The following is a 22,896-nucleotide window of genomic DNA, read 5'->3' on the forward strand; positions in this document are numbered from 1 at the left end:
ATCAGCTTTCCTTGGCGAGACGCGGATCGACGAGATCGCGCAGGCCGTCGCCCAGCAATTGCAGGGAGAGAACCGAGAAGACGATGGCAAGGCCCGGAAACACCATCAGCCACGGAGCGTTGTTCATGTATTCGCGGCCGGATGCCAGCATCGTGCCCCAGGTCGGCATATCGGTGGAAACGCCGACGCCGAGGAAGGAGAGGCTCGCCTCCGCCAGCATCGCCGAGGCGAAGACGAATGTGGCCTGCACGAGGATGGGAGATGCGAGGTTGAGCAGCACGTGGCGGGCAAGGATCTGCCAGGTCGGCAAGCCCATGGCGACGGCCGCCTCGATATAGGGCAGTTCGCGCAGGACCAGCGTCGAGCCGCGGACGATACGGGCAAGCCGCGGGGCGTAGGTGATGCCGAGGGCCAGGATGACCGTCGTCAGCGATGGGCCGAGGGCCGCAACCAGTGCGATGGCGAGCAGGATGTCGGGGAAGGACATCATCGCATCGAGCAGGCGTGAGATCGGCGCATCGAGGCTGCGGAAGAAGCCGGCTGCGACGCCGAGGATGACGCCGAGCACCGTCGAGATGACGACGACACCGAGGCTGACGAGCAGCGAGATACGGCCGGCGAAAATGGCGCGGGAGAAGATATCGCGGCCGAATTCATCGGTGCCGAAGAAATTCGTCATCGACGGCGGCTTCAGCTTGTTGATGATCGACAGCTTGTTCGGCGCGTAAGGCGCGACCCAGGGAGCGAGCAGCGCAGCCAGAATGACGATCGCCAGGATGATGGCGCCGAACAGCATGGCACGGTTGCCGAACAGGCGACGCAGGCCGGCTGCGAAAGGCATGGAGAGGGAGGCCATCGTGTTCATAGGCGCACCCGCGGATCAACGAGAATATAAAGCATGTCGACGATGAAGTTGATGAGGACATAGATGGCGGCCACGACGAGCAGCGCGCCCTGAATGACCGGATAATCGCGGCGCAGGACGGCCGAGACGACGAGATTGCCGACGCCCGGAAGACCGAAGACGGTTTCGGTGACGACGGCACCGGCGACCAACATGGCGACCGACAGGCCGATGACGGTGATGATCGGGATCATCGCGTTCTTCAGGGCGTGCTTGAGGATGACGCGGCCCTCGCCGGCACCCTTGGCGCGGGCAGTGCGGACGTAATCATCGCCCAGGACATCAAGCATGGCGGCGCGGGTGAAGCGGGTGATGAGAGCCGAATTGACGACGCCGAGTGCGACTGCCGGCAGCACGAGATGGTGCAGGCGTTCGAAGAAAGGCGTTTCGGGCCCGCCGTAACCGGAGGCCGGGAACCAGCCCTGGCCGACGGCAAAAACCTGGATCAGGATCAGGCCGAGCCAGAAGCTCGGGACACTGGCGGCGACCATGGTGAGCGTCACGACGATCTGGTCGAAGATCGTGCCGCGTTTGACGGCAGACAGGATGCCGACCGGCAACGCAATACCGACTGCGATCAGGATCGAGAAGAGGGTGAGGAAGAAGGTCGGCTCGGCACGGGCGGCAAGTGCTGTCGTGACCGGCTGATTGAGGAAGATCGACTGGCCGAGATCGCCCTGCAATATACCCAGAACGAACTGGCCGTATTGCATCAGGAGCGGCGCATCGAGCCCCATCTTCTCACGCAATTGCGCGATATCGGCCGGGGTCGCATCCGACCCCAGCATGACGGCGGCAGGATCGCCGGGCGTGACGCGAACGATGATGAAGACCACCGTCACGACGAGGGCGAGCACGATTGCCATGCCCCCCAGCCGTTTCAGCAGCGCTTGTGCGATCCTTGCCATAGTCGGTTCCTAGTTTCTTTTGAGCAGTTCCGCGTTTCCAAGAAAGGCGGAGCTGCTCCATCTCTTTGTTGTCATGCAATTCCGGACCTAAAGCCGGTTGCCGGATTTGGCCGGAATTGCTTCAGCTTACTTCTTCGGGGCGACGTTCCAGAAATGCGGCCAGTAGGTCGGCTCGTAACCGGAAACACCGTTGGCGACGCCGGAAACGGCATTGAAGTTGCCGACCTTGTAGAGCGGTGCATCATCATAGATGACCGTCTGGATGCCGTCCCATGCTGCTTTCTTGGCATTATCGGTGGTGGCGTCCATATAGGTGGCGACAGCCTTTGCCTTCTGATCGGAAACGTACCAGCCCGGATAGGTGTCGGTGATCGTGTTGATCGTCGTCGGGTCACCCGGGAAGTTGGAATGGGTGATGAAGATATCCCATGCCTTCGAATCCGCGCGGCGGGTCGTCAGCGTTGCCCAGTCGACCACCTGCAGATCGACCTTGAAGCCGGCGGCTTCGAGATAGGCCTTGGCGACTTCGCCGATCTTGTAGTGGAATTCGTACTGGCGGCTGGTCAGAAGGCGGATCGGGGTTCCGTCGTAACCGCCATCCTTCAAGAGCTTGGCGGCTTCTTCCGGATTGCCATCGCCATAACGGGCGACACCGGCTTCGGTGTGCCAGAAGGAACCTTCCGGGAAAATCGAGGCATCGACGCTGAAGAAGCGGTCGTCAGAGAAGGCGGCCATCATCATGTCGTTCGGGTTGAGCGCAACCTGAACCGCCTGACGCAGCTCTTTCTTAACGAGAAGACCTTCCTTCATGTTCATGTTCATCGAGGCCCAGCCGGCATCGCGGAAGATGACGGGCTTGGCATTGCCGCTCTTTTCGACGCGCTCGAATGCGCTGACCGGAAGGGAGTCCGCATAATCGAACTGGCCAGAGATCAGGCCTTCAACGCGGGTGTTGGCATCCGGCACCGGAACGAAACGGATTTCCTTGGCGATCGCCTCGCGCTTGCCGGCATAGTTGCTCGGCGCACCTTCCGGCGATTTGTAGCCGTCGAAGCGGACAAGCTGGGTGTACTGGTCCGGCTTGCGCTCCTTCAGGGCGTAAGGACCGGTGCCGACGAATTCGGTCAGCGTGTCGGCGATCTTTTCCGATGGCAGGATGACGGAAGCCTGCGACAGCGTGGCGAGCAGCGGCGCATAACGCGACTTCAGCTTGAAGACGACGGCAAGATCGCCCTCTTCCGTCAGGCTTTCGACGATGCCGGCGACCTGCTTGCCCTTGGAATTGACCGCCATCCAGCGCTTCAGCGAGGCGGTGACGTCCTTGGCATCGAAGGTGCTGCCGTCATGGAACGTGACGCCTTCGCGCAGCGGGATCGTGTAGGTGAGACCGTCTTCGGAAATCTTCGGCATGCCGGCTGCCAGCAGCGGCACGGACTTCCATTCGGCGTCATAGGTGTAGAGCGTTTCGAAAATGTGCTGGTCGATTGTCAGCACGATATCGGTCGCCGTCTGCATGACGTCGAGCGTCGGCGGCTCGCCGATCGTGGCAACGGTCAATACGCCGTCGCTCGCCTGCGCCATTGCGAGGCTGCTGGTGCCGGCCAAGGCCGCCAGCGTCATCAGAACAAGTGCACTCTTTTTCATGGTCATCCCCTTGTTGCGTTTAATATAGCGGCCGGCTTTCCTGTCCGGCCGGGATTTCAGGCATCCAGTCCCAGCGGATCGGCCACGCGCGGCCAGAGCTTCAGGCTCGCCTTGCGATAGGGCGTTGTCGCCGGGTTGGTCGGATAGGAGGTCGGCGCGGCGATATAGACGATCTCTGACGAGACCGGCTGGAAGCCTGCGTAGAAATGGTTGGTCGACTTGATCAGCATGTAGGACTTGCGCGCGAAATCGATGCCCTGATTGGCGAAGATATCCGGCTCATAAGTCTGGGTGCGGCTGGTGATCAGCACGATATCGATATTGGTGCCGACCGGGCGAATGACGGCGGCGCTTCCGAGCGTGACACGCGAATTGCGAAAGCTCTGCCAGCCGGCATCGAAAACTTGTCTGACGGTGACGCGCAGATCCAGCGGATCGCCGCCTTCCGGGCTCGACTTGCCGCCGACGCGCAGTGCCAGTTCCGCGCCTTCACCCGCCGCATGGCAGAAGGTGACGGCGATCGGGTCCCAGATGGTGGCCACGGCGAAATCGTCCATACCGCGTTCCATCATCCGGCGCAGGATATAGGTGGCGTCGCCCGCCACGCCGCCGCCGGGATTGTCCCAGACATCGGCGATGGTGACCGGTTTTTCCGGATGCGCGGCGCGAATGGCGATGGCCTTGTCGAGGCCGGCCTCCGTATCGAACATCGGCATCGCGGTCGTCTTGCGCAGGCTGTAGAGTTCGCGGCCGAGTTTTGCGGCCAGTGCGTCGCCCTTCTCCTTGTCATTGTCGGTGACGACGACGATGCGGGTGCCCATGTCGGGCAGGTCACCAGCCATGAAGCCGTGGATGACGGAGGCGGACAGGATGCCGTCCTTGCCTTCCATCGCCTGCATGCGATCGACGAAAGAGCGCATCGGCTCGCGGCTGGTGGGGAAGATGGTGATCATCCGGCAGTCGAAGGTGGAAATGACCGGCTTGATCTTTCCACGCAGCGCCTGGAGCGCGAGTTCCACCACATGCTCGCCACGCTGTTCGAAATCCGTATGGGGGAATTCGAGGAAGGCGGCCATGATGTCGAGGTTGGCAACGCGCAGGGCGGTGAGGTGGCTGTGCGGATCGAATTCGGCGGCGATCAGCACATCGGGGCCGACGATTTCGCGGACGCGTGAAAGAAGATCGCCCTCGGGATCGTCATAGCCTTGGGCTGCCATCGCACCGTGCAGGCCGAGAACGACGCCCTCGACGGGCAGGGCGGCTTGCAACTCTGCCAAAATCAGGTCGCGCAGCGTCTCGTAGGTCTGGCGCTGGATGAGGCCGGCGGGTTCGGCCCAGCAGGATGTGCCCTCGATGACGGTGAAACCCTCGGCCTTGCCGCGGCGGCGCAAGATCGGGACGACGGAGGAGCACAGGGTCGGCGTATCGGGATGTTCGCCCGGTCCGGCATAAAACGCCGCCTTGAAGGCGTTCATATCCGTCGGCACGGGAGAAAAAGTGTTCGTTTCGGTCGCCAGCGAGGCGGTGAAGATGCGCATGTCTTGTTATCCGAATACACTTCGGCCTCAGGGCGACGCTGCCGTGCCCGAATGCCGTTGCCATGTTGTGCTGATTTGAAGTCTGCCGGAGCTACCGCCTGGATGTCGCTTAGCGACAGTCGTGATGCTCTCGGATCATTCGATTTCCCGTTTTCCTCAAGTTCGCCCGCTCACCGTTTCGGTGTAATTTATTTTCTTCATAATGCGCCAAATCAAAGCCAAGTCAATGGATTTTCAGATTTCGCACTATTTTGTGTAATTTATTTTCTTGAACGGGAATTTCGCGGAAAATTTTCATGCCGGCTGGAGATGCCGGATTCCGCTGCGTGAGTTGTCGCAACCGCAATCCGTTTTGAATCAATGATTTCCCTAGCCGTGAACATGGGGCACTAGCTGCGGAGAGAAAATCCGCCATGAAAAAGGGCGCCCTCGACAGGCGCCCGATTTTCATCATGTCGCTTGAACCGTGGCAGCGGGGTCGCTGTCTATCGGGTCGGCGCGAGAAAAATTTTCAAGACGGGCCTTACCAGACCGTTCCGCGGGCATCGACATTTTCAACCCGCGTGACCAAGCCGTCCTTGTGGAAGACCATGCGGTCGAAGAGATTGGTGACGACGCAGGTATGGTTCGGAACGACCTTTACCTGTGCGCCGATCTCCGGGAAGGGCGTCGTGCAGGCGGAAATATCGACCACGGCATGTTCTTCCGAAAGTGAAACGACCTTTGCGCCTTCGTAGCCGGCGATCGAACCGTAATCCGAAAAGCCGAGAAGATCGGATGTCAGCGCCTTGGAACCGCTGTCGAGCACGGCACGATCCGGTGCCGGGCGGGAAACGACGGTGGCGAGGATGTGCATGGCCAGATCGTCATTGCTGCAATGGCCGGCGCGGACCATGCTGCGGTCGTTATAGACATAGGTGCCGGCGCGATGTTCGGTGGCCGAGGGCACGAGATGGGCGAAAAACAGGTCCGGCGAACCGCCGCTGGAGCGGACAGGGCAATCGATGCCCTTTTGGGCAAGCAGCGCCATGGTCTTCGACATGAAGGCCTCGACCTGCTCGGCACCACCGGTGGCCGGGTAGGTCATGATGCCGCCGAAACGGAGGCCCGGTGCAGCCGCGATATTTTCGGCGAGTGCCACGGCTGCTTCCGGTGTCTGCACGCCGCAGCGTTTTGCGCCGGTGTCGCATTCGATCAGCACGGTCAGCGGCTTGTCGGCATCGAACGTTGCCGTAAGGCCTGCGACCGTCGTCTTGCTATCGGCAACGACGGCGAGTTTCGCAACTCGGGCATTGAGCGCCTTGAGGCGAGCAAGCTTTGCCGCGCCGAGAATGTTGTAGGTGATCAGGATGTCTTCAAAGCCGGCATCGGCAAACACCTCCGCCTCGGTGACCTTCTGGCAGTTGAGGCCGACGGCCCCGGCTTCCACCTGCTGGTGCGCGACGGCTGCGATTTTGTGGGTCTTGATATGCGGGCGGAACGCCTTGCCGTGTTGATCGCAATAGGCCTGAACGCGGGCGATGTTGGCGGCAAGCCGCGCCTCGTCGATGACCGGCATCGGGGTTGCAACCTCATTGAGCGGCGTGCCGGGTTCGGGCCAGGGATAGTTCATGGAGAGACCTCATCGGGATGAAGCGACCGTGCCTGAAGCGGCATCGACGCGGGGAAGGTTGTTTTTATTTTCTTGGAACGACCAAGTTTCGTTGATGCTGGCCGGCATTATGCTATCAAATACGAGAACAGTGAAATTCATTTTCACAGGCGCATGCATTTTTTTAGTGCTGCCAATCTGAAGGAAAGACCGAATGGATCTGTTTCATGCCCTTTCCGATCAGGATGGCCGGCTTTCCGGGCTGGAGGCGAAGCTTGCACAGTTTGCGCTGGAAAATGTCGATTTCGTCGTCAATGCGTCGATTATCGAAGTCGCGGAAAAGGCCGGCGTGTCGCCGCCGACGGTGACGCGTTTCTGCCGCAGGCTGGGCTGCCAGGGGTATTCCGACTTCAAGGTGCAGCTGGCAAAAATCGCCTATGTGGGCCTGCGTTACCTGACGCCGGAAGCGCCGACGGCAACGGCGGAGGAAGTGGCGCAGGATATCGTTTCGAAGGCGCAGAACGCGCTGTTCGAGGTCCACCGCCAGCTCGATTTGGAAGTGATCGAAAAGGCGGCACAGATGCTCAGGGCTGCCGAGTTCATCCAGGCTTTCGGTGCCAGCGGCAATTCTGCAATGATCGTCAACGAGCTGCATAACCGGCTGTTTCGTCTCAGCTGCCGGGTCAATGCATCGAGCGACCATGGGATGAACCTGATGATTTCGGCAGCGGCTCAGCCGGGCACTGTCGTTTTCGGCTCGTCCTTTACCGGCCGCGACATGGGGCTTGTCCATTGCCTCAACCTACTGCGCGAGCGCTCGATCCCGACTATCGTGATGACGCAGGGCGGTTCGCCGGTCGCCAGCGCTGCGGATCTGGTGATCGCCATCGAGATGCCCGAGGGCAAGAACATCTTTCGGCCGACCTCGACACGTTATGCCTATCTGGCAGCGGTCGACATTCTCGCCAACATGGTCGCCTATGCCGATCGTACCAAAGCGCTGAAATCGCTGCGCGCGATCAAGGAAGAACTGGTGCGCAACCGCGATGGCGATGACCGCCAGCTTCTCGGGGACTGATCCGTTCCCAAATTCAAGCAATTGCTGATTGATGCATTTGCGACATGATGATGCCGTTTTCAGGCAAGAAGTATTGTCGCAATCAGACGACAGAGGTGTCGAATTTTGAACATCCGAGACGGGCATTGGCAGCGGCCTGTCTCAAGCATCCTTGGGTTGATTTTCGTGTAAATAGCCAGACATCGAAGCGTTGATGATTCCGTATCGGTCACGCGCAACAATTCTCGCGGTCGTTGCTACCGCCACGGCGAGGCAAGATGCCGGGATCAGGCATCGCCATTTTTCAAAATCATAAAAACGAGACCTTCATGTCTAGGCAAACCCTGACGACTGTGATGGCGCCGCTTCTCGGCCTGTTCATCCTGAGCGTCGGCAACAGTTTTCTGTCCTCGCTGACCACCCTGCGTCTAGATGCTGCCGGCGCTTCGCCCGCAATGATCGGTGTGGTGTCCTCCGCCTATTTTGTCGGGCTGACGCTCGGGGCGATGTTTCATGACCGGCTGATCGTGCGGATCGGCCATATTCGCGCCTATGCCAGTTTTGCCTCGCTCGGCGTCGTCAGCATTCTCATGCAGGTTCTGTCTGCCGACTGGATGCTGTGGATCCTTGTCAGGCTGATCTATGGCTGGACGACGGTCGGTGTTTTTCTCGTGATCGAAAGCTGGCTGTTGCTGGTTGCCGACCAGACCGTGCGCGGCCGGTTTCTGGCGCTTTACATGATCGCCTTTTACGGGGCGGGTGCCGTCGGGCAGGCGCTTTCGGGAACGGTCGACGGGCTGGGCGAGTTCGCGCCCTTTATCGCGGCCGCGATGTTGGCGTCGCTGTCGGTTCTGCCGATCGTCATCCTGCCGCGCGAAATGCCACTGATGGAACGGGTGGAGGCGCTCAAACCCCTGCAGCTGTTTCAGATGTCGCCGAGCGGCGTGATCGGCTGCTTCGGATCGGGTGTAGCGATCGCGGCCGTCTATACGCTCTTTCCGCTCTATCTGCAGACGAATGGCATGCCGGTGGATGAGGTCGGGATGATGATGGCTTGTGTCATTCTCGGCGCGATGGTGTTGCAATATCCCGTCGGGCGCTGGTCGGACAACCAGGACCGGCGCGTGGTGCTCATCACGCTCGCCTTTGCCTGCCTGCTGCTCTGCGCGGTCATCCTGTTGTTGCCGCATGATGCGACCACGCTGATGATTACCCTCTTCCTTCTGGGTGGCGGCATTTTTGCCATCTATCCGGTAGCCATCAGCTTTTCGGCTGACAGGGCCTCGGCGGCATCGCTGGTGCCGATGATACAGGGCATGCTGCTGGTCAATTCGCTTGGTTCTGCGATCAGCCCGATTTCGATCTCTGCTGTAATGAGCGCCTTTGGAGCGTCGGGATTGTTCTGGTCGCTGGCGGTGCTCAACATTCTGATGGTGGCGTTCTTCATCTGGCGGCGCGGTGCGCGGCCGGATGCCACGCAGGTTGCGCCGTTCGCGCCGGCGACCGCGATGTCGCCGATCGGGGCCGAGATCCGCGTGACCGACGAGATGATCCAGGGCGTGAAGGAGCACGATGCCGAGGCAGAGGAGCCTACCGTCAGGCACGCATCATCGCTGGAGTGAGGATGGGGACAGGCCGCCCTATCCGAGCGTTCTTGCCGTCAGTTTCGGCAGCATCAGGCGGAAGGCGATGCTGCGGGCGCTCTGGAAGAGAAGCAGCGCGATCCACAGGCCGTGATTGCCGAAGAGCGGCTGCAGCACGGCCCAGGCGGCGAAATAGGTGGCGAGCGACAAGAGCATGAGATTGCGCATCTCGCGGGACCATGTTGCGCCGATATAAACGCCGTCCATCTGGAAGGCGATGGCGCCGACCAAGGGCATGATCGCGGCATAGGGCAGAAAACCTTCGGCCAGTTGTTCGACCGTGGAATTGGGTGAGGCTAGATCGATGACCCACCAGCCGCCGGCCATGAAGGAGAGCGCGACGAGCGCGCCGAAGACCAAAGCCCAGAGCGTGGTGAGCTTGATCATCCGGTCGAAGGCGATGCGGTTGCGGGCACCCACGGCGCGGCCTGCCAGCTGTTCAGCGGCGGTGGCGATGCCATCGAGGAAGGCGACGCCGAAGAAGTAGAAGCGCAGCAGGATGGTGTTGGCGGCGAGGATATCGATGCCGAGTTCGCCGCTCTGGCGGGTGAAGAAGGAAAGCCCGATCAGAAGAGCAAACGAGCGGATCATCATGTCGCCGTTGACCGAGAAAAGCCGTCGCAGGCTTTTCATGTCCGGTAAATTCCAGCTCGACTTGTCGGTGCGACAGAGGATGATGGCGGCACCGGCCAGTGCCGTGACGATTTCCGAGACGAGGCTGGCGATCGCGAGGCCCGCGACGCCGCCATCGAGACCGAGTACCCACCAGATGCTGAGGCCCAGATTGAGGCCGTTCAACAGGCCCTGCAGCAGCATGGCGGTGAGTGCATCACCCCGGCCGATGATCCAGCCGAAGGCGACGAAATTGAACAGCACGAAGGGCGCCGACCAGACGCGCCAGGAGAAATAGATTTTTGCCGCTTCCGCAACCGAACCATCGGCGCCAAGTACGGTCAGGCCGAGATTGCCGATTGGCACATGCAGAAGCAGGATGACGAGGCCGGCGACCATGGAAATGGTCAGGCCGCCGAGCAGCATGCGCTGCTCAAAACGTCGGTCTCCCGCGCCAAAAGCCTGGGCGGTGAAACCGGTGGTCGCGCCGCGGAGAAAATTGAAGGTGACGAACAGCACGTCAAAAATTACGGCGGCGAGCGCGACGCCGCCGATCAGTGCCTCCTGCCCCAACTGTCCGATCACGCCCGTCGCCACGAGGCTGACGAGCGGGGTCGAGAAATGGGCGATCATCATCGGGATCGCGATGCGCAGCACTTCGCGATGGGTGACATCGAAGGAGGGGGCGCTGTCTGCCGTCGTTGCGGTTGCCACTTAGTCTTTCCGGTGCGGTTCGCCGAGCGTGTGCATCAGCCGGTTGGCCCAGCCGAAGATCGCCACAGAATGAATGAGGTCGAGGATTTCCAGATCACTCAGGCCGGTTTCGCGCAAGTGGTAGAACTGGTAGACGCCGACATTATCCGGATGGGCGGTCAGGTCGACGCCGAAATTGAACAGCGCCTGATCGTATTCGCCAAGATCGGCGTCGAGACCGTTATTGTAGATTTCGTCCACTACTTCCGGCCGTTTTTCCAGCTGGATGAAACGATTGGCGTGAACCTGGGCGCAATAGATGCAGTGGTTGACGAAGGAGGCGGCAAGCGCGCCGAGTTCGCGGCCGCCGCGCGACAGGCCGCCATCGCTATACATGATGTCGTTGAACAGCGGCGAGCGCTCGGCCAGCATCTCGGTTTCCTGCGCCAGCACCAGCACATAGGCGGAAACTTTTGTATTGGACGGGGTGACCTTCAGCGCATCGAGCTGTTCGGGCGTCGCCGTCTGCAGGTCGACCGGCTTGACGTAAGGCTGCCATTCGAGCGCATCGAGGGTGAATTCGTGAACCGCGTCAGACATGTCAGTTGTCCCTCAGCATCTTCAGGCCGGCGACGACCAGGACCTGGTAATTGACGAAAGCGATGATGCCGGCGAGCGTGACGATATCGCGATCGTCGAGGCCTGCGGCATAGAGCTTTTCGATATTCTCGCGGGTTGCCGCTTTCGGGTTCTTCGTCACCAGATCGACATGGCGCAGGATGACGGAAAGCCGGCTTGCCTCGTCTTCCGGTGTCCAAGCGGGATCGGCAATCGAGAGGACATCGCCGCTTGCGCCTTCCGCCGTGGCGAGATCGCGGTAATGCGCGAGAAGCTCCTGCGAGGCCCAGAGTGCGGCCATGCGGGCGGCAAGCGTGGCGCGTTCCGCATAGGAAAGGTTGCGCGGGTCGGTCGGGTGGAGGGCCGCGACATAACTGGTCTGGGTGAGGTGCTTCAGCTTGGAGCGCTGTTCGCGCAGGGCAAGCAGCGGTGAGGAGGGGGAAAGGCCCAGTACCTTGTCGATCACATCGACAGTCGTTTCGGTCGTCATATGATTTTATTCCTCAATCTTGCGAAAGGGCTTCGTCGAGAAAGTCCAGGCGGTCCTGACCCCAATAGAGCACGTCTCTGTAGATCCAGGTCGGGGTGCCGAAGACGCCGCGCTTGCCGGCTTCTTCGTGGCTGTCGAGCCAGGCCTGCATGATATCCGGCTGATCTTCCATCGCCTGCAGTTTTGCACCGTCGAGGCCGAGGCGGTTGGCGACATCGATGCGCACGTCCGGCTGGGTCACGTCCAGTTCCTCGCTCCAGAGCGCGTGAAGCAGGGCGTGGCTGAGATCGAGCGCCGGCAGGCCGAGCCTGTCGGCCGCGATCACCATGCGGGCGGAAAACTCGTTATTTGTCGGGTAATATTTGGGTTTCAGCACCAGTGGCATGTTGAGCCGCTTGCGCCAGCGATCGAGTTCGACTGCATGATAGTCCTGCCGCGGCTGCGGGCGGGAGCGCAGGGGCACGCCGCCGTTTTCGGTGACGATGCGCGTCGGGCGCACCACGACGTCGAGATCATGCTTTTCGATCAGCGCCTTGAACTGCGGCCAGCCGAGATAGGCCCACGGAGAACTGAGGGCGTGGTAATAATAGACTGTCTTGCGCATCGGTTTCCTCAGGCTGTTTTCTGTTCGGGGAGATCGGCGTCGGCATCGACCCATTCGGAACCGTCGAGTTCCGGCTTTTCATAGGCGAGCAAGGCTTCCCAGTGATAATCGATATCGTCGATGAACAGGCCTGCAGCCACACCGCGGGCAAGCCATTGCGCGCCTTCGCTGATCGCCGGGATATCGCCGCTGACCTTGCCGAGGCTCATCGTCGCGCCGTAGTTGAAGCAATGGATGTTCTTCAGCCAGGGCGCAGTGCCGGGCGTCTTTTCGGTGAAGGAAAAGTCGTCCTCCAGCCAGGGGAAACGGCCAAGGCTGGGGTTTTTCTCGTCGGCCGGCGGTGTGAGCCGATCTTCCCAGCAGGCGATCTGATCCTTGTAGGGTTCAAGCTCGCTGCGGGCCAGCGGATCGACGGTGAAACCGGTGCCGAGGATGACGAAATCGGTGCGGAAGATGCGGCCGTTCGTCGTGGTGATGACCACTTCGCTGCCTTCCTCCTTCATCGAAGCAATGCCGCAATCGAAGTGGAAGAAAGCGTTGGCGTGACGGCTGACGCGTAGCGTCGAACCGTGCGGGGCAGGGGTCTGCTGCCTCGTGGAATAATCCATCAGGCGCCAGCGCCATTTCGGATCGATCTTCGGGAACCCGGCGGTGACGCCGTAGGAGCCGATGCCCATCAGCTTGTTGACCGTCGGCATCTTCTTGCGACGGGCGAGAAGGCGCACTTCGCCGGCACCGGCTTCCAGCGCTTCCGCGGCATTGTCGACGGCGGAAGCACCGACGCCGATGACGACGACGCGCTTGCCCTTGAGAGTGGTGAAATCGACCTCGTCGGCCGAATGCGCCCAGCTCTTGCCGCGCTGCATGCCCTCGGCGAAATCGGGAATCTCGGCGGCACCCAGTCCATCGCGGCCGGTTGCCATCACGAGCTTGCGGGTAAGGATCGGCTCTTCCGCGCCATTGGCGATTTCGAGTTCGAGCAAACCGTCCTCGCGCGGGATGATGCGGGTGACGTGGATGCCGTTTTCGACCGGGATGGAGAGAACGTCGCGATACCAGTCGAGATAGTCCATCCACATCGGGCGGGGGATGCGGTAAAGTTCTTCCCACTTGGCGATGCCGAAAAGTGCTGTGTACCAGGCGCGGAAGGTGAGCGATGCCATGCCGGCTGCCGGGCCGAGCAGGGTTTTCGGCGAGCGCAGGGTTTCCATGCGGGCGAAGGTCTTCCAGGGGCCTTCGCGACCCTTTGGGGCTTTGTCGATAATCCTGACATTGCGGATGCCGACGCGCGAAAGCGCGAACCAGCCGACGAGACCGCACATGCCGCCACCGATGATGACCACATCGCTGACCGGTCTGCCATCAACCTTGGCCGAAGCAGGCGACCAGTTGGCGGGCGGATAGTTCAGATATTCGAGGTCCTGCGCAACGCGGGCGTTGAGATCTGAAAGCTTGGGATCGTTGAAACTGCGGATCGGTTCGGGACTCATGGGTCAGGTCCTGTTCGGTTCAAATCTTCCACGGTCCCGGCCGCGTGACACGGCCGGGCAAGATGCCGGGGATGCCGGCTGTTATGGTCAGTCGGCCAGCACCACGGCGTCATTCTCGCGCCATGTCAGCCAGACATCGTCGCCGGTTATGGCCGAAAGCGCCACCGGATCGAGCTGGGCGACAACCGACTGGCCATTCGCGAGGCTGACGGTCAGGGATGTATGATCGCCCTTGAAGATGCTCTGCGTAATGCGGCCAGAAACGGCAATCGTGTTGGCTGGCTTTTGCGACAGAACGGAAATGGCTTCCGGGCGCAGCGCTGCTGCAACCGTGTTGCCGACCGCCGGGCTTTGACCGTTGAGGTTCGCATGGACAACGCTGCCGTTCCATTCGATGGCGGCGAGCCCGCCATCGATCGCCTTCAGTTTGCCTTCGATGAAATTCGTCTCGCCGATGAAGTTGGCGACGAAACGGCTGCGCGGCTTGGCATAGAGCGTATGGGGATCGCCCATCTGCTCGATGCGGCCGGCATTCATGACGACGACGACATCCGACATGGTGAGCGCTTCTTCCTGGTCGTGGGTGACGAAGATGAAGGTCTTGCCGGTGGTTTTCTGGATCGATTTGAGTTCGATCTGCATCTGCTGGCGCAGTTTGGCGTCGAGTGCGGAAAGCGGCTCGTCGAGCAGCAGGACGTTCGGATTGGGCGCAAGCGCGCGCATCAGCGCGACACGCTGGCGCTGGCCGCCGGAAAGCTGACCCGGCATGCGCTCGGCAAAATCGGTGAGCTTGACCAGCGACAGGAGTTCCATCGTGCGTTTGTGGATCGCATCCGATGCCATGCCCTTCAGCTCAAGGCCGAAGGCGACGTTGCGGCGGACGTTCAAGTGCGGGAAGAGCGCATAGTCCTGGAAGACGATGTTGACGTTGCGCTTGTTGGGCGGGAGCTTGCTGATCTCCTGGCCGTCGAGAAAGATCTCGCCGGACGTCGGCGTCTCGAAGCCGCCGAGCATGCGTAGCGTCGTCGACTTGCCGCAGCCGGAAGGGCCGAGAAGTGTAACGAACTGGCCGGGTTCGATGGCGAGATCGAGATTATCGACTGCGAGCGAGGAGCCGTAAGATTTGTTGACGTTACGGAAATGAACGACTGGCTGCATGGATCTAAGTCCTCGAACGGCGGGTGAGATGTTCGGCATAAAGCCCGACGGCTGCGGTTACGATCAGCACGAGGGTCGCTATGGCGTTGATTTCAGGTGACATGCCGCCCTGCACCTTGGCGAAGATCAGCATGGGAAGGGTGGTCTGGTAACCGCCCAGGAAGAAGGTACGGACGAAATCGTCGATACTGGTAAGCACGCAGAAGACCATGCCGCCGGCGAGCGCCGGTGCCAGATAAGGCAGCGTGACGCGCATGAAGGCAACAAAACTGTCGGCACCGAGATCACGGGCCGCATCGACGAGATTGTTCGGCATCGAACGCAGCCGGGTCAGCACCATGATGACGACGAAGGGCACGGCGTGAACGGTGTGCCCGAGAATGATCGCCCCGGTGCCGGTCGGAATGTCCAGAACGCGTATGAAGATACGCATCGAGATAGCATTGATCAGGCCCGGCACAACCGCCGGAAGACAGGCGAGTGCGAAGATCACGGAGCGGGCGATCATGCCCTCGGTGGTGATCAGCAGCGCAATCCACACACCGACGATCGTCGCAAACAGCGTCGTCATCAGGGCGATGAAGATCGAATAGGCGCAGGCTTCGAGGAACTGCTTGTCCTGCAGCACCTGCGCATACCACTTGAGCGTCCACTTATCGATCGGGAAGGCGACGAAATTGGCGTCCTTGAAGGAGATCGCCATCATCAGCGCAAGGGGCAGGAGCAGATAGATGACGAACAGCCAGTAGGAGGCCTGAAGCGCGGTTTTGGGGAAGTCGGAAAAATACGAGCGCATGGGTCAGATCCTCACATCAGCTTGACGGTACGGCCGCCGACGACACGCATGAACAGACCAACGGTCGACAGCGATACGGCAAGCATCAGGATGGAGAAGGCGGCACCTTCCGGCCATTTGTCGCTGGAACCATGGAAAAGGCTGGCGATGATTTCCGGGAAGATCGTCGAATTCGGGCCACCGAGAAGAAGCGGGGCGGCGAAGACACCGATCGAGGTGAGATAGACGAGGCTGCAGCCCGAGATGATGCCGTCCCTCGACAAGGGCAGGATAACCCGGCGGAAACGTTGCCATGGTCCCGCGCCGAGATCCGCTGCTGCGTCGACCAGCGAGTTGGGGATCTTTTCGATCGCGGAATAGAGCGGCAGGAGCATGAACAGCGAGATCAGGTAGATGACGCCGAAGCTCAACGAGAAATAGTTGTAGAGCAGGATGATCGGGCGATCGATGAAGCCGATCTCGCGCAGGAAGACGTTCACGGCGCCACGGTTTGCCAGAAACATGATGACCGAGAAGGTGCGGATCAGCTCACCGGCCCAGAAGGGCGTCAGCAGCAGCAGCAGGGCACGGGTGCGGTTTTCCGGCTTGACCACTTTGGCAACGTAATAGGCGACGGGATAGACAACGACCAGCGTCGTGGCGGTGACGCAGACGGCAAATACGATGCTGCGCAGGAACGGCATGAAATAGAGCGGTTCCTGGAAGAACTGTCGGTAGTTGTCGAGCGTGTAGATCGCGCCGCCCGGTGCCGGCGGATAGTTGTCCATTATGCTGATACGGGCCATCTGGTAGATCGGGCCGATATGGAGCGTGATGATCCAGACCAGCGGGATTACCAGAAGCAGCGCGAGGCGGGCCATGCGACTGTTGGCGATGAGGCCGATCGTTGCGGCGTAAATCGGCGAATTCGCCAGCTTGCCGATCCATCCGGCATAGGAGGGGCCGGCCCTTGGAGACACTTTCGCGGTGTCGCTCATACTACTGTCGACCATCATTACGTTCCCATTCGTCTTTTTGCTTTTGACTGCAGTTCCGAGCGGCCGGTCCCTGTTGTGGGACCGGCCGTCGGTGTCACGGATGGGCGGCTCAGCCGGCCTTAACTTCGGCCGAAGCCTTGTCGATCATGTCGTTCTTCATCTTGCGGTTCTTCGAGCTGAAGAACTGGATGCGCTGCATCTGTTCGTCCGGCAGTGTCATGGCAGCGCGTTCCTTGTCGGTCAGGACCGTGTCGACACCGGCAAAGGCCGACGCGAAACCGGACTGGCGGGTCATCGCCGCACCGATTTCCGGCGAGGCCAGCATGGCGTTGAGGAACTGATAGGCCGCTTCCGCATTCGGCGCGTTGTTGACGACGTTGAACGAGTACAGGAAGCCGTAGGTGCCTTCCTTCGGGATGGACAGCTCGATCGGATGGCCGTCCATGATCAGCTTGGCGGCCGGGCCGGACCATGCCTGCGCGACATAGATGTCCTCGTTGACGAACATCTGCTGCACTTCGGAACCGGCATCGTAATATTTGCGGACCTGACTCTTGTTCTTGATCAGGTAGTCGCGGGCCTTGTTGGTGGCTGCAAGCGCTTCGGCTTCCTTGCCCTCGTAGGTGACGTAATCACCGTCGGTGCCCTGATACTTCATGGTGATCGAAAGGAAGTCGGAGACGATGTAGGACGTCAGTTCCTTGTACTGCTCGTCGAACATGATGTCCCAGCTGTCGGAAGCCTTGGTGTAATCGGTGTTGCGCACAAGACCTTCGAACCCGGCGAGAAGCGGCACGCCATAGGTCTTGCCGTCGATGGTCAGCTGCGGCGCGCCGGCATAGGCAGGCGCGAGCTTGTTCCAGTTTCCGATCCGGCCGGTGTCGAGCGGGGACAGGAGGTTGGAGGTGATGAACTGCGACAGGCGATGGCCGGTGACGGTGACGATATCGGTGGACGGTGCGTTGCCTTCAGCAGCCAGCAGATTGTACTGCTTGCCTTGGTCGTCGGTCAGGCGGATGCGGACTTCGATGCCGGTATCTTTCTGGAACTGGTCGATGAAGGATTGGGGAACGAATTTGTCATAGGTGGTGATGTTGACCACCTTGCTCTGCGCCATGGCAGGGCGGATGATCGACGGTGCAGCCAGGATGCCGGTCCCAGCGGCCAGCATCTTGAGCGTCGAACGGCGTGTCTGTGTGAAGTCTCGCATGTCAGTCTCCTTACTTTCCTGTCCGGGTTCCCCTAGGCATTGCAGACTTCACACCCCCAGTTAGTGTATCGGCGCTGCTAGCCCTGTTTCCGCCTTGGCCGCTCGGGCCGCCGCAAGAGATATGTCGACCGCGGCATCGGCATGCAGCAGGGTCGAATCGAATGTCGGAATGTCGAAATCCTCGGCGCTCACCAGAAGGCCGATCTCGGTACAGCCCAGGATGACGCTGTCGGCACCGGCCGCCTTGCCCTTGGCGACGATATCCAGATAGCGCTGATGCGAGGCGCTCTTGACGACGCCGCAGCACAATTCGCCGAAAATGATGTCGTGGATGTCCTGCCGGTCTTCCGCATCGGGAACCAGAACTTCCAGCCCGAACTTGTCTTCCACCCGGCGACGGTAGAAATCCTGTTCCATCGTGTAACGGGTGGCCAGAAGCAGCGGACGCTTGCAGCCTGCGGCCGTCACGGCCTCTCCGGTCACGTCGGCAATATGCAGCAGCGGCACGTCGACGGAGTTCTGCACGTCGTCTGCCAGAAGATGCATCGTGTTGGTGCAGATCAGGATCATGTCCGCGCCAGCCTGCTCCAGATCTCTCGCAACCTTGCTCAATTCGCCTGCCGCCTGTTCCCAGGCCCCCAGTTTTTGAAGGGTTACGATATCCTGAAAATTGACGGAACGCATTACCACGTCCGCAGAATTTAACCCTCCGAGCCGCTCGCGCACCTGCTCGTTGACGCGACGGTAATAGACAGCAGTGCTTTCCCAGCTCATGCCGCCAATCAGACCAATCCTTTTCATCTTTCCACCCATCAGGTTGTTGTGTTTGGAAAGAGGGTAGACAAACGGGCATGGAGACGGATTGCTTTTTTTGACAATGATCAGATTAATATTGCAATGTCATCCTAGCAACTGGCGAATCTGATAGGATGATTTGACAGAATTGGTGGATCGTTTAAATTTTGATCATCGCTGCATGGATTTTGGGCGGATGTCCGTCCGCCGGGAGGGTGGGGTGCGCGCAAAATATCGCTCGATACGCTCCTGCGCGAACAATCATTCGTTATTGCTGCCGCGATTGATGGAAAAAATTCCCACGCAAACTTGTCAAAGCGCAAATTTATCCCGGAGCCGTCATGTTTGACCAAATCGACCGGAAGATCATCGAAATCCTCCAGCAGAATGCCGAAAAATCGGTTGTCGAGATCGCCGAGGAAGTAGGCCTGTCGCACACGCCCTGCTGGCGCCGGATCAAGCGGATGGAGGATATCGGGCTGATCCGCTCCAAGGTGGCGCTGATCGACCGGCGCATGGCAAATGTGCCGATGACGATCTTCATCTCGGTGAAAGTGCCGCGCCACACCACGACATGGCTTGATGACTTCCGCAAGGAGATCAAGGAAATTCCCGAAATTCTCGAGGCCTATCGCCTGACCGGCGACGCCGACTATCTGCTGCGCGTCGTGGTGCCGGATATCGATGTTTACGACCAGGTCTACAAGAACCTGATCAGCCGGCTGGAATTCTCCGACCTCAGTTCTTCCATCGCCATGGAGGAAATGAAGTTTACAACGGCGCTGCCGACCAAATACATGTAGCGCCCACCCCTACGTTTATAAATCGTCTCAATCATCAAGGATGAAACCATGCGCGTCAGTATCCTCGGAGCCGGATCGATCGCATTCGGAATGGCCGCCTATCTTGCAAAGGAAGGCCATGACCCCATGCTGTGGTCACCATCCGGAAAGAGCGCGCAGGCGCTGGCCGATGGTGCCGAACTGATGGCGAATGGCGCTTTCGAATTCTCCGGCCGGGTGCGTATCGCCAGGGATTGCGAAGAGGCGGTGACCTCTGCCGACGTCATCGTCGTTGCCCTGCCGGGTTACGGCCACAAGGCCGCGTTCGATGCCGCGATCCCGCACCTCAAATCCGGCCAGCCGGTGATCATCTCGTCGCATTGCTCTTTTGGCGCGCTTTATCTCTCGAAGGGCCTTGCTGCGCGTGGTGTGAAACTGCCGATCAGCGTCTGGGGCACGACGCTTCTGACCGGCCGGGTGCAGCCGGACATGACGACGGTGAAGGTGAATACGGTTCGCCAGAAGGTGGATATCGCGACGCTGCCGAAATCCGACATCGATGCGGGGCACGCGCTTTGCACGGAGCTTTTCGGCGATCGTTTCGTCAAACGCGATGGCGTGATGGCGATTTCGCTCAGTAATCTCAACCCGCAGAACCATCTCGGCATTGCGCTTCTCAACCTCACTCGCATGGAAAAGGGCGAGACCTGGGGGCAGGGCGACAACATCACTCCCACCGTCGGCCGCGTCATCGAAACGCTCGACGAGGAACGTCTTGCGATTGCCGCGACGCTCGGCCTTTCGGTGCGCACCGTGCGCGAACATTTCTCGCTTTCCTTCCATGTGCCGATGGGCAGCGTGTCGGAGATGAACCAGCAGATGCATGCGGAAGGTCGCGGCGGCTTTGGCCCGACGACGGTCGACAGTCGCTACATCTACGAGGACGTGCCCTTCGGCCTCGTGCCGACCTCGTTGCTTGGCCGTCTCGCCGGCAAGCCGACGATGCTGCATGATGCGGGAATTGCGATGATGTCGGCCGCGACCGGCCACGACCTGCCGGGACAGAATGATCTTCTGCCGGCGCTCGGTATCGATGCACTGACGATCGATGAGGTCGCAAGGCTTTGCGACGAGGGTTATTGAACAGGGTGGTATTAGCCGGACCGAGATATCGGTCCGGCGTCGAGATCATTGGACTTCGTTGACATAACGATGGTTGGCAGTCGTTGCCCGGTGCGCCGAAATCAGCACGGGCACTGCCATCTGGTCATAGGCGATTTCATCGATGGTGAGCACGGCTGCCGGCAGTTTCAGATCCAGCCAGCGGGCATCATCCTCGTTGGCAAGATCAGCGCCGATCTGTTCGCGCACCGCAGATATGCGAAGGCCGTGATGTTCCAGAAGATGCAGGTAAAACAGCGACGGAATATCCTCTTTCCTCTCCGGAAAATTCGGCACCTTTTCGCGTGAGAGGGTGAGCGTCTCGTGCATGATCGGTCGGTCATCGATGCTTCTGAAACGATGGAAACGGACGATTGGCGCGTCTTTTTCGATCTGCAGCTTTCCAGCGTCATCTGCGGATGCCGTCGCATGATCAAGTGAGGTCACCGTTGTTACCGACTTGCTCAGCGATCCATCGAGGCCGTGAAGGCGAAAATACTGGAAAAACAGGCGAAGGCTGTGCTGCGGCTTGCGGCCGGTGACGACCGTGCCGGTCTTGCGGCGGCGGCTGAGGATGCCGTCATTGGTGAGATCCATGAGGGCGCGACGGATGGTGCCGACGGCGACCCCGTAGGTTTGCGACAATGCCACTTCGCTAGGCAGAACCGACCCAGGCTCAAGTTTGCCGATCATGATCGCTTCCGTGATCTGCCGCTTAACCACTTCATAAAGCGGTAATGAAAGCTCGCCGAGCTTTCCGGCATCTGATGATATATTGGGCAATTCCGGCAATTATTTGCCTCTTCTTTGGAGTTGACTCGCTATCCCGATCTACGCAGTATTACTATATAGTTTATATTAAAGCGCAAGCTGAGGAGGCGAGCGCCGGAGGCCGAGGATACCACAATGACCGTGCCGCAGCCCGATCTTCATCACGCCCCTCTTAAGTCTGCCATGACAGCGATTGAGCGCGATGTCGAGATCGCGGTTCAGGATTTGTCACGCATGGTTGCGGTCGATACGTCCTTTCCGCCAGGCGAAGGCTATGGGCCATTTGCCGATCTGATGAGCGAATTGCTGACGCCGCTCGGCTTTGATTTTGAGCGTGTGACGGTACCGCGCGACCTCTGGCATGTTGCCGGTGGTCCGGCATCCGGCGAGCGTACGAACTTGGTTGCGACACGCGAGAGCGGCAAGCCGGTCTGTGGTCTTTATTATCATGTCGATACGGTTCCGGTTGCTCCCGGCTGGACGCGCGACCCGCTCTCTCTGACGATCGAGGGCGACAATCTCTATGGTTTGGGCGCTGCCGACATGAAGGGCACGATCGCCGCAACGCTTCTGGCGCTGCGCGCCGCCAAATCATGCGGCGTGCCGCTTGCCTACGATCCGATGCTGCTGCTTTGCACCGATGAGGAAGGCGGCCTTTATCCGGGCATCCGCTATCTCGCTGAACAGGGCATGTTGAAGGGCCATATCCTGAATTTCAACGGCTCGGCTGCGCCGCGTGTCTGGGCCGGCTGTTTCGGTATCTTCAATCTGCAAGTGACGATCACCGGTCATGCGGTTCATGCCGGGGAGGGCAACAGGACTGGCGCAGGCGTCAACGCCATCGAGGGCGCGCTGCCTGTGCTGAACGCTCTTGCTGCGCTGAAGCCCACCGTCGCCGAGCGGGAATCGAAGCTCGCGCCGCCGCCGCATGCGACCGGCCCGCTTCGGCCATCGCTGACGATTGCGGCGGTCAATGGCGGGACGGCGGGCGGGCAGGTGCCGGCAGAAATCAAGATCCTTGTTTCGCGTCGTTATGCGCCGGAAGAAAATTATGAAGCGGCGCGCGCCGAGATCGAGACCGCGATCTGCGCCTGCCTGGATGGAACCGATCTCAAGCTGGCCGTCGACCTCGTCGGGCATTTGATCCCGACCGACGATCCGGACGGGCCGCACTGGCCGCGCTGGCAGAAGGCGTTGTCGGAAGGTTTCGGCTACGGCGAAGAAGACTTTGCCAAATGGGGCGCGGCCTCGTGCTCGGACTTCGGTTACGTGCAGAAGGCAGGTTTTGGCCCGGAAGTGCTGCTCGGCGGCCTCGGCCGGCCGGAAAGCTGCATCCACAGCCCGGAAGAACACACGACGCGACAGGACATTATCGCGCTCGCCAAAAGCATTCTCGCCTATCTCGCGGCGGATTTTGCCGCCGATTCGATCCCAGAAATACGCCATTCCTGAAA

General features: G+C 60.2%; 21 protein-coding genes. 5 read left to right on the top strand and 16 right to left on the bottom strand.

Features of this window, described 5'->3' with window-relative positions; genetic code table 11:
- Position 1: 1 nt before the first annotated feature.
- The 5 genes from MRBLMR1_RS22265 to MRBLMR1_RS22285 all read right to left on the bottom strand — a co-directional run bounded on the left by MRBLMR1_RS22265 (position 2) and on the right by MRBLMR1_RS22285 (position 6,606).
- Positions 2 to 865 (bottom strand): ABC transporter permease, encoded by an 864-nt coding sequence (locus MRBLMR1_RS22265; RefSeq protein ID WP_148146703.1) that lies wholly within the window; start codon positions 863 to 865, stop codon positions 2 to 4.
- Complete coding sequence (locus tag MRBLMR1_RS22270; RefSeq protein ID WP_180356004.1) at positions 862 to 1,803, bottom strand: ABC transporter permease; 942 nt, start codon at positions 1,801 to 1,803, stop codon at positions 862 to 864. The genes MRBLMR1_RS22265 and MRBLMR1_RS22270 overlap by 4 nt, the downstream gene beginning before the upstream one ends.
- A 135-nt stretch (positions 1,804 to 1,938) precedes the next feature.
- A complete protein-coding gene (locus tag MRBLMR1_RS22275; RefSeq protein WP_500066256.1) occupies positions 1,939 to 3,456 on the bottom strand; it encodes an ABC transporter substrate-binding protein in 1,518 nt (505 codons plus the stop codon).
- 56 nt (positions 3,457 to 3,512) lie between these two features.
- Complete coding sequence (locus MRBLMR1_RS22280; protein ID WP_148146697.1) at positions 3,513 to 4,994, bottom strand: M81 family metallopeptidase; 1,482 nt, start codon at positions 4,992 to 4,994, stop codon at positions 3,513 to 3,515.
- Between the two features lie 523 nt (positions 4,995 to 5,517).
- Positions 5,518 to 6,606: a D-TA family PLP-dependent enzyme gene (locus MRBLMR1_RS22285; RefSeq protein ID WP_500066258.1), complete on the bottom strand. Its 1,089-nt coding sequence runs from the start codon at positions 6,604 to 6,606 to the stop codon at positions 5,518 to 5,520.
- Positions 6,607 to 6,799: 193 nt separating this feature from the next.
- Here MRBLMR1_RS22285 and MRBLMR1_RS22290 point away from each other — a divergent pair, with 193 nt between their 5' ends.
- Positions 6,800 to 7,663, top strand: a complete 864-nt coding sequence (locus tag MRBLMR1_RS22290) for a MurR/RpiR family transcriptional regulator (protein WP_148146694.1) — start codon at positions 6,800 to 6,802, stop codon at positions 7,661 to 7,663.
- A 308-nt stretch (positions 7,664 to 7,971) separates the two neighbouring features.
- Positions 7,972 to 9,264: an MFS transporter gene (locus tag MRBLMR1_RS22295; protein ID WP_500066260.1), complete on the top strand. Its 1,293-nt coding sequence runs from the start codon at positions 7,972 to 7,974 to the stop codon at positions 9,262 to 9,264.
- A gap of 18 nt (positions 9,265 to 9,282) precedes the next feature.
- On the opposite strand, the gene MRBLMR1_RS22300 is transcribed toward MRBLMR1_RS22295, so the two are convergent.
- The 10 genes from MRBLMR1_RS22300 to MRBLMR1_RS22345 form a co-directional block, all read right to left on the bottom strand.
- Positions 9,283 to 10,611 (bottom strand): MATE family efflux transporter, encoded by a 1,329-nt coding sequence (locus tag MRBLMR1_RS22300; RefSeq protein WP_500066262.1) that lies wholly within the window; start codon positions 10,609 to 10,611, stop codon positions 9,283 to 9,285.
- Complete coding sequence (locus MRBLMR1_RS22305) at positions 10,612 to 11,190, bottom strand: peroxidase-related enzyme (RefSeq protein WP_500066264.1); 579 nt, start codon at positions 11,188 to 11,190, stop codon at positions 10,612 to 10,614.
- Position 11,191: 1 nt separating this feature from the next.
- Positions 11,192 to 11,698, bottom strand: coding sequence for a CMD domain protein (locus tag MRBLMR1_RS22310; protein WP_500066266.1), 507 nt, complete (start codon positions 11,696 to 11,698; stop codon positions 11,192 to 11,194).
- Positions 11,699 to 11,711: 13 nt separating this feature from the next.
- Positions 11,712 to 12,302 carry a 2-hydroxychromene-2-carboxylate isomerase gene (locus MRBLMR1_RS22315; RefSeq protein ID WP_500066268.1) on the bottom strand — a complete coding sequence of 197 codons (591 nt, stop codon included), beginning with the start codon at positions 12,300 to 12,302 and terminating at the stop codon, positions 11,712 to 11,714.
- 8 nt (positions 12,303 to 12,310) lie between these two features.
- Positions 12,311 to 13,792 (bottom strand): NAD(P)-binding domain-containing protein, encoded by a 1,482-nt coding sequence (locus MRBLMR1_RS22320; protein ID WP_500066269.1) that lies wholly within the window; start codon positions 13,790 to 13,792, stop codon positions 12,311 to 12,313.
- Between the two features lie 87 nt (positions 13,793 to 13,879).
- On the bottom strand, positions 13,880 to 14,950 hold the full coding sequence (locus tag MRBLMR1_RS22325; protein WP_148146686.1) for an ABC transporter ATP-binding protein: 1,071 nt from the start codon (positions 14,948 to 14,950) through the stop codon (positions 13,880 to 13,882).
- A 4-nt stretch (positions 14,951 to 14,954) separates the two neighbouring features.
- Positions 14,955 to 15,746 (bottom strand): ABC transporter permease, encoded by a 792-nt coding sequence (locus MRBLMR1_RS22330; protein WP_148146684.1) that lies wholly within the window; start codon positions 15,744 to 15,746, stop codon positions 14,955 to 14,957.
- Positions 15,747 to 15,757: 11 nt separating this feature from the next.
- Positions 15,758 to 16,738: an ABC transporter permease gene (locus MRBLMR1_RS22335; RefSeq protein WP_500066274.1), complete on the bottom strand. Its 981-nt coding sequence runs from the start codon at positions 16,736 to 16,738 to the stop codon at positions 15,758 to 15,760.
- Between the two features lie 94 nt (positions 16,739 to 16,832).
- On the bottom strand, positions 16,833 to 17,933 hold the full coding sequence (locus MRBLMR1_RS22340) for an extracellular solute-binding protein (protein WP_148146681.1): 1,101 nt from the start codon (positions 17,931 to 17,933) through the stop codon (positions 16,833 to 16,835).
- Between the two features lie 60 nt (positions 17,934 to 17,993).
- Positions 17,994 to 18,734 carry an aspartate/glutamate racemase family protein gene (locus tag MRBLMR1_RS22345; RefSeq protein ID WP_148146680.1) on the bottom strand — a complete coding sequence of 247 codons (741 nt, stop codon included), beginning with the start codon at positions 18,732 to 18,734 and terminating at the stop codon, positions 17,994 to 17,996.
- 335 nt (positions 18,735 to 19,069) lie between these two features.
- Between MRBLMR1_RS22345 and MRBLMR1_RS22350 the strand changes: the two genes are divergently transcribed.
- Both MRBLMR1_RS22350 and MRBLMR1_RS22355 read left to right on the top strand, forming a co-directional pair.
- Positions 19,070 to 19,531 (top strand): Lrp/AsnC family transcriptional regulator, encoded by a 462-nt coding sequence (locus MRBLMR1_RS22350; protein ID WP_148146678.1) that lies wholly within the window; start codon positions 19,070 to 19,072, stop codon positions 19,529 to 19,531.
- A 48-nt stretch (positions 19,532 to 19,579) separates the two neighbouring features.
- Positions 19,580 to 20,653 carry an NAD/NADP octopine/nopaline dehydrogenase family protein gene (locus MRBLMR1_RS22355; RefSeq protein ID WP_500066279.1) on the top strand — a complete coding sequence of 358 codons (1,074 nt, stop codon included), beginning with the start codon at positions 19,580 to 19,582 and terminating at the stop codon, positions 20,651 to 20,653.
- Positions 20,654 to 20,698: 45 nt separating this feature from the next.
- Here the strand turns inward: MRBLMR1_RS22355 and MRBLMR1_RS22360 are convergent, their stop codons facing one another.
- Positions 20,699 to 21,463 (bottom strand): GntR family transcriptional regulator, encoded by a 765-nt coding sequence (locus tag MRBLMR1_RS22360; RefSeq protein ID WP_148146675.1) that lies wholly within the window; start codon positions 21,461 to 21,463, stop codon positions 20,699 to 20,701.
- A gap of 114 nt (positions 21,464 to 21,577) precedes the next feature.
- Here MRBLMR1_RS22360 and MRBLMR1_RS22365 point away from each other — a divergent pair, with 114 nt between their 5' ends.
- A complete protein-coding gene (locus MRBLMR1_RS22365; protein ID WP_500066282.1) occupies positions 21,578 to 22,894 on the top strand; it encodes a M20 family metallopeptidase in 1,317 nt (438 codons plus the stop codon).
- Positions 22,895 to 22,896 lie beyond the last annotated feature (2 nt).

Source organism: Neorhizobium sp. LMR1-1-1.1 (assembly GCF_040675795.1).
Taxonomy (GTDB): Bacteria; Pseudomonadota; Alphaproteobacteria; order Rhizobiales; family Rhizobiaceae; genus Neorhizobium; species Neorhizobium cellulosilyticum.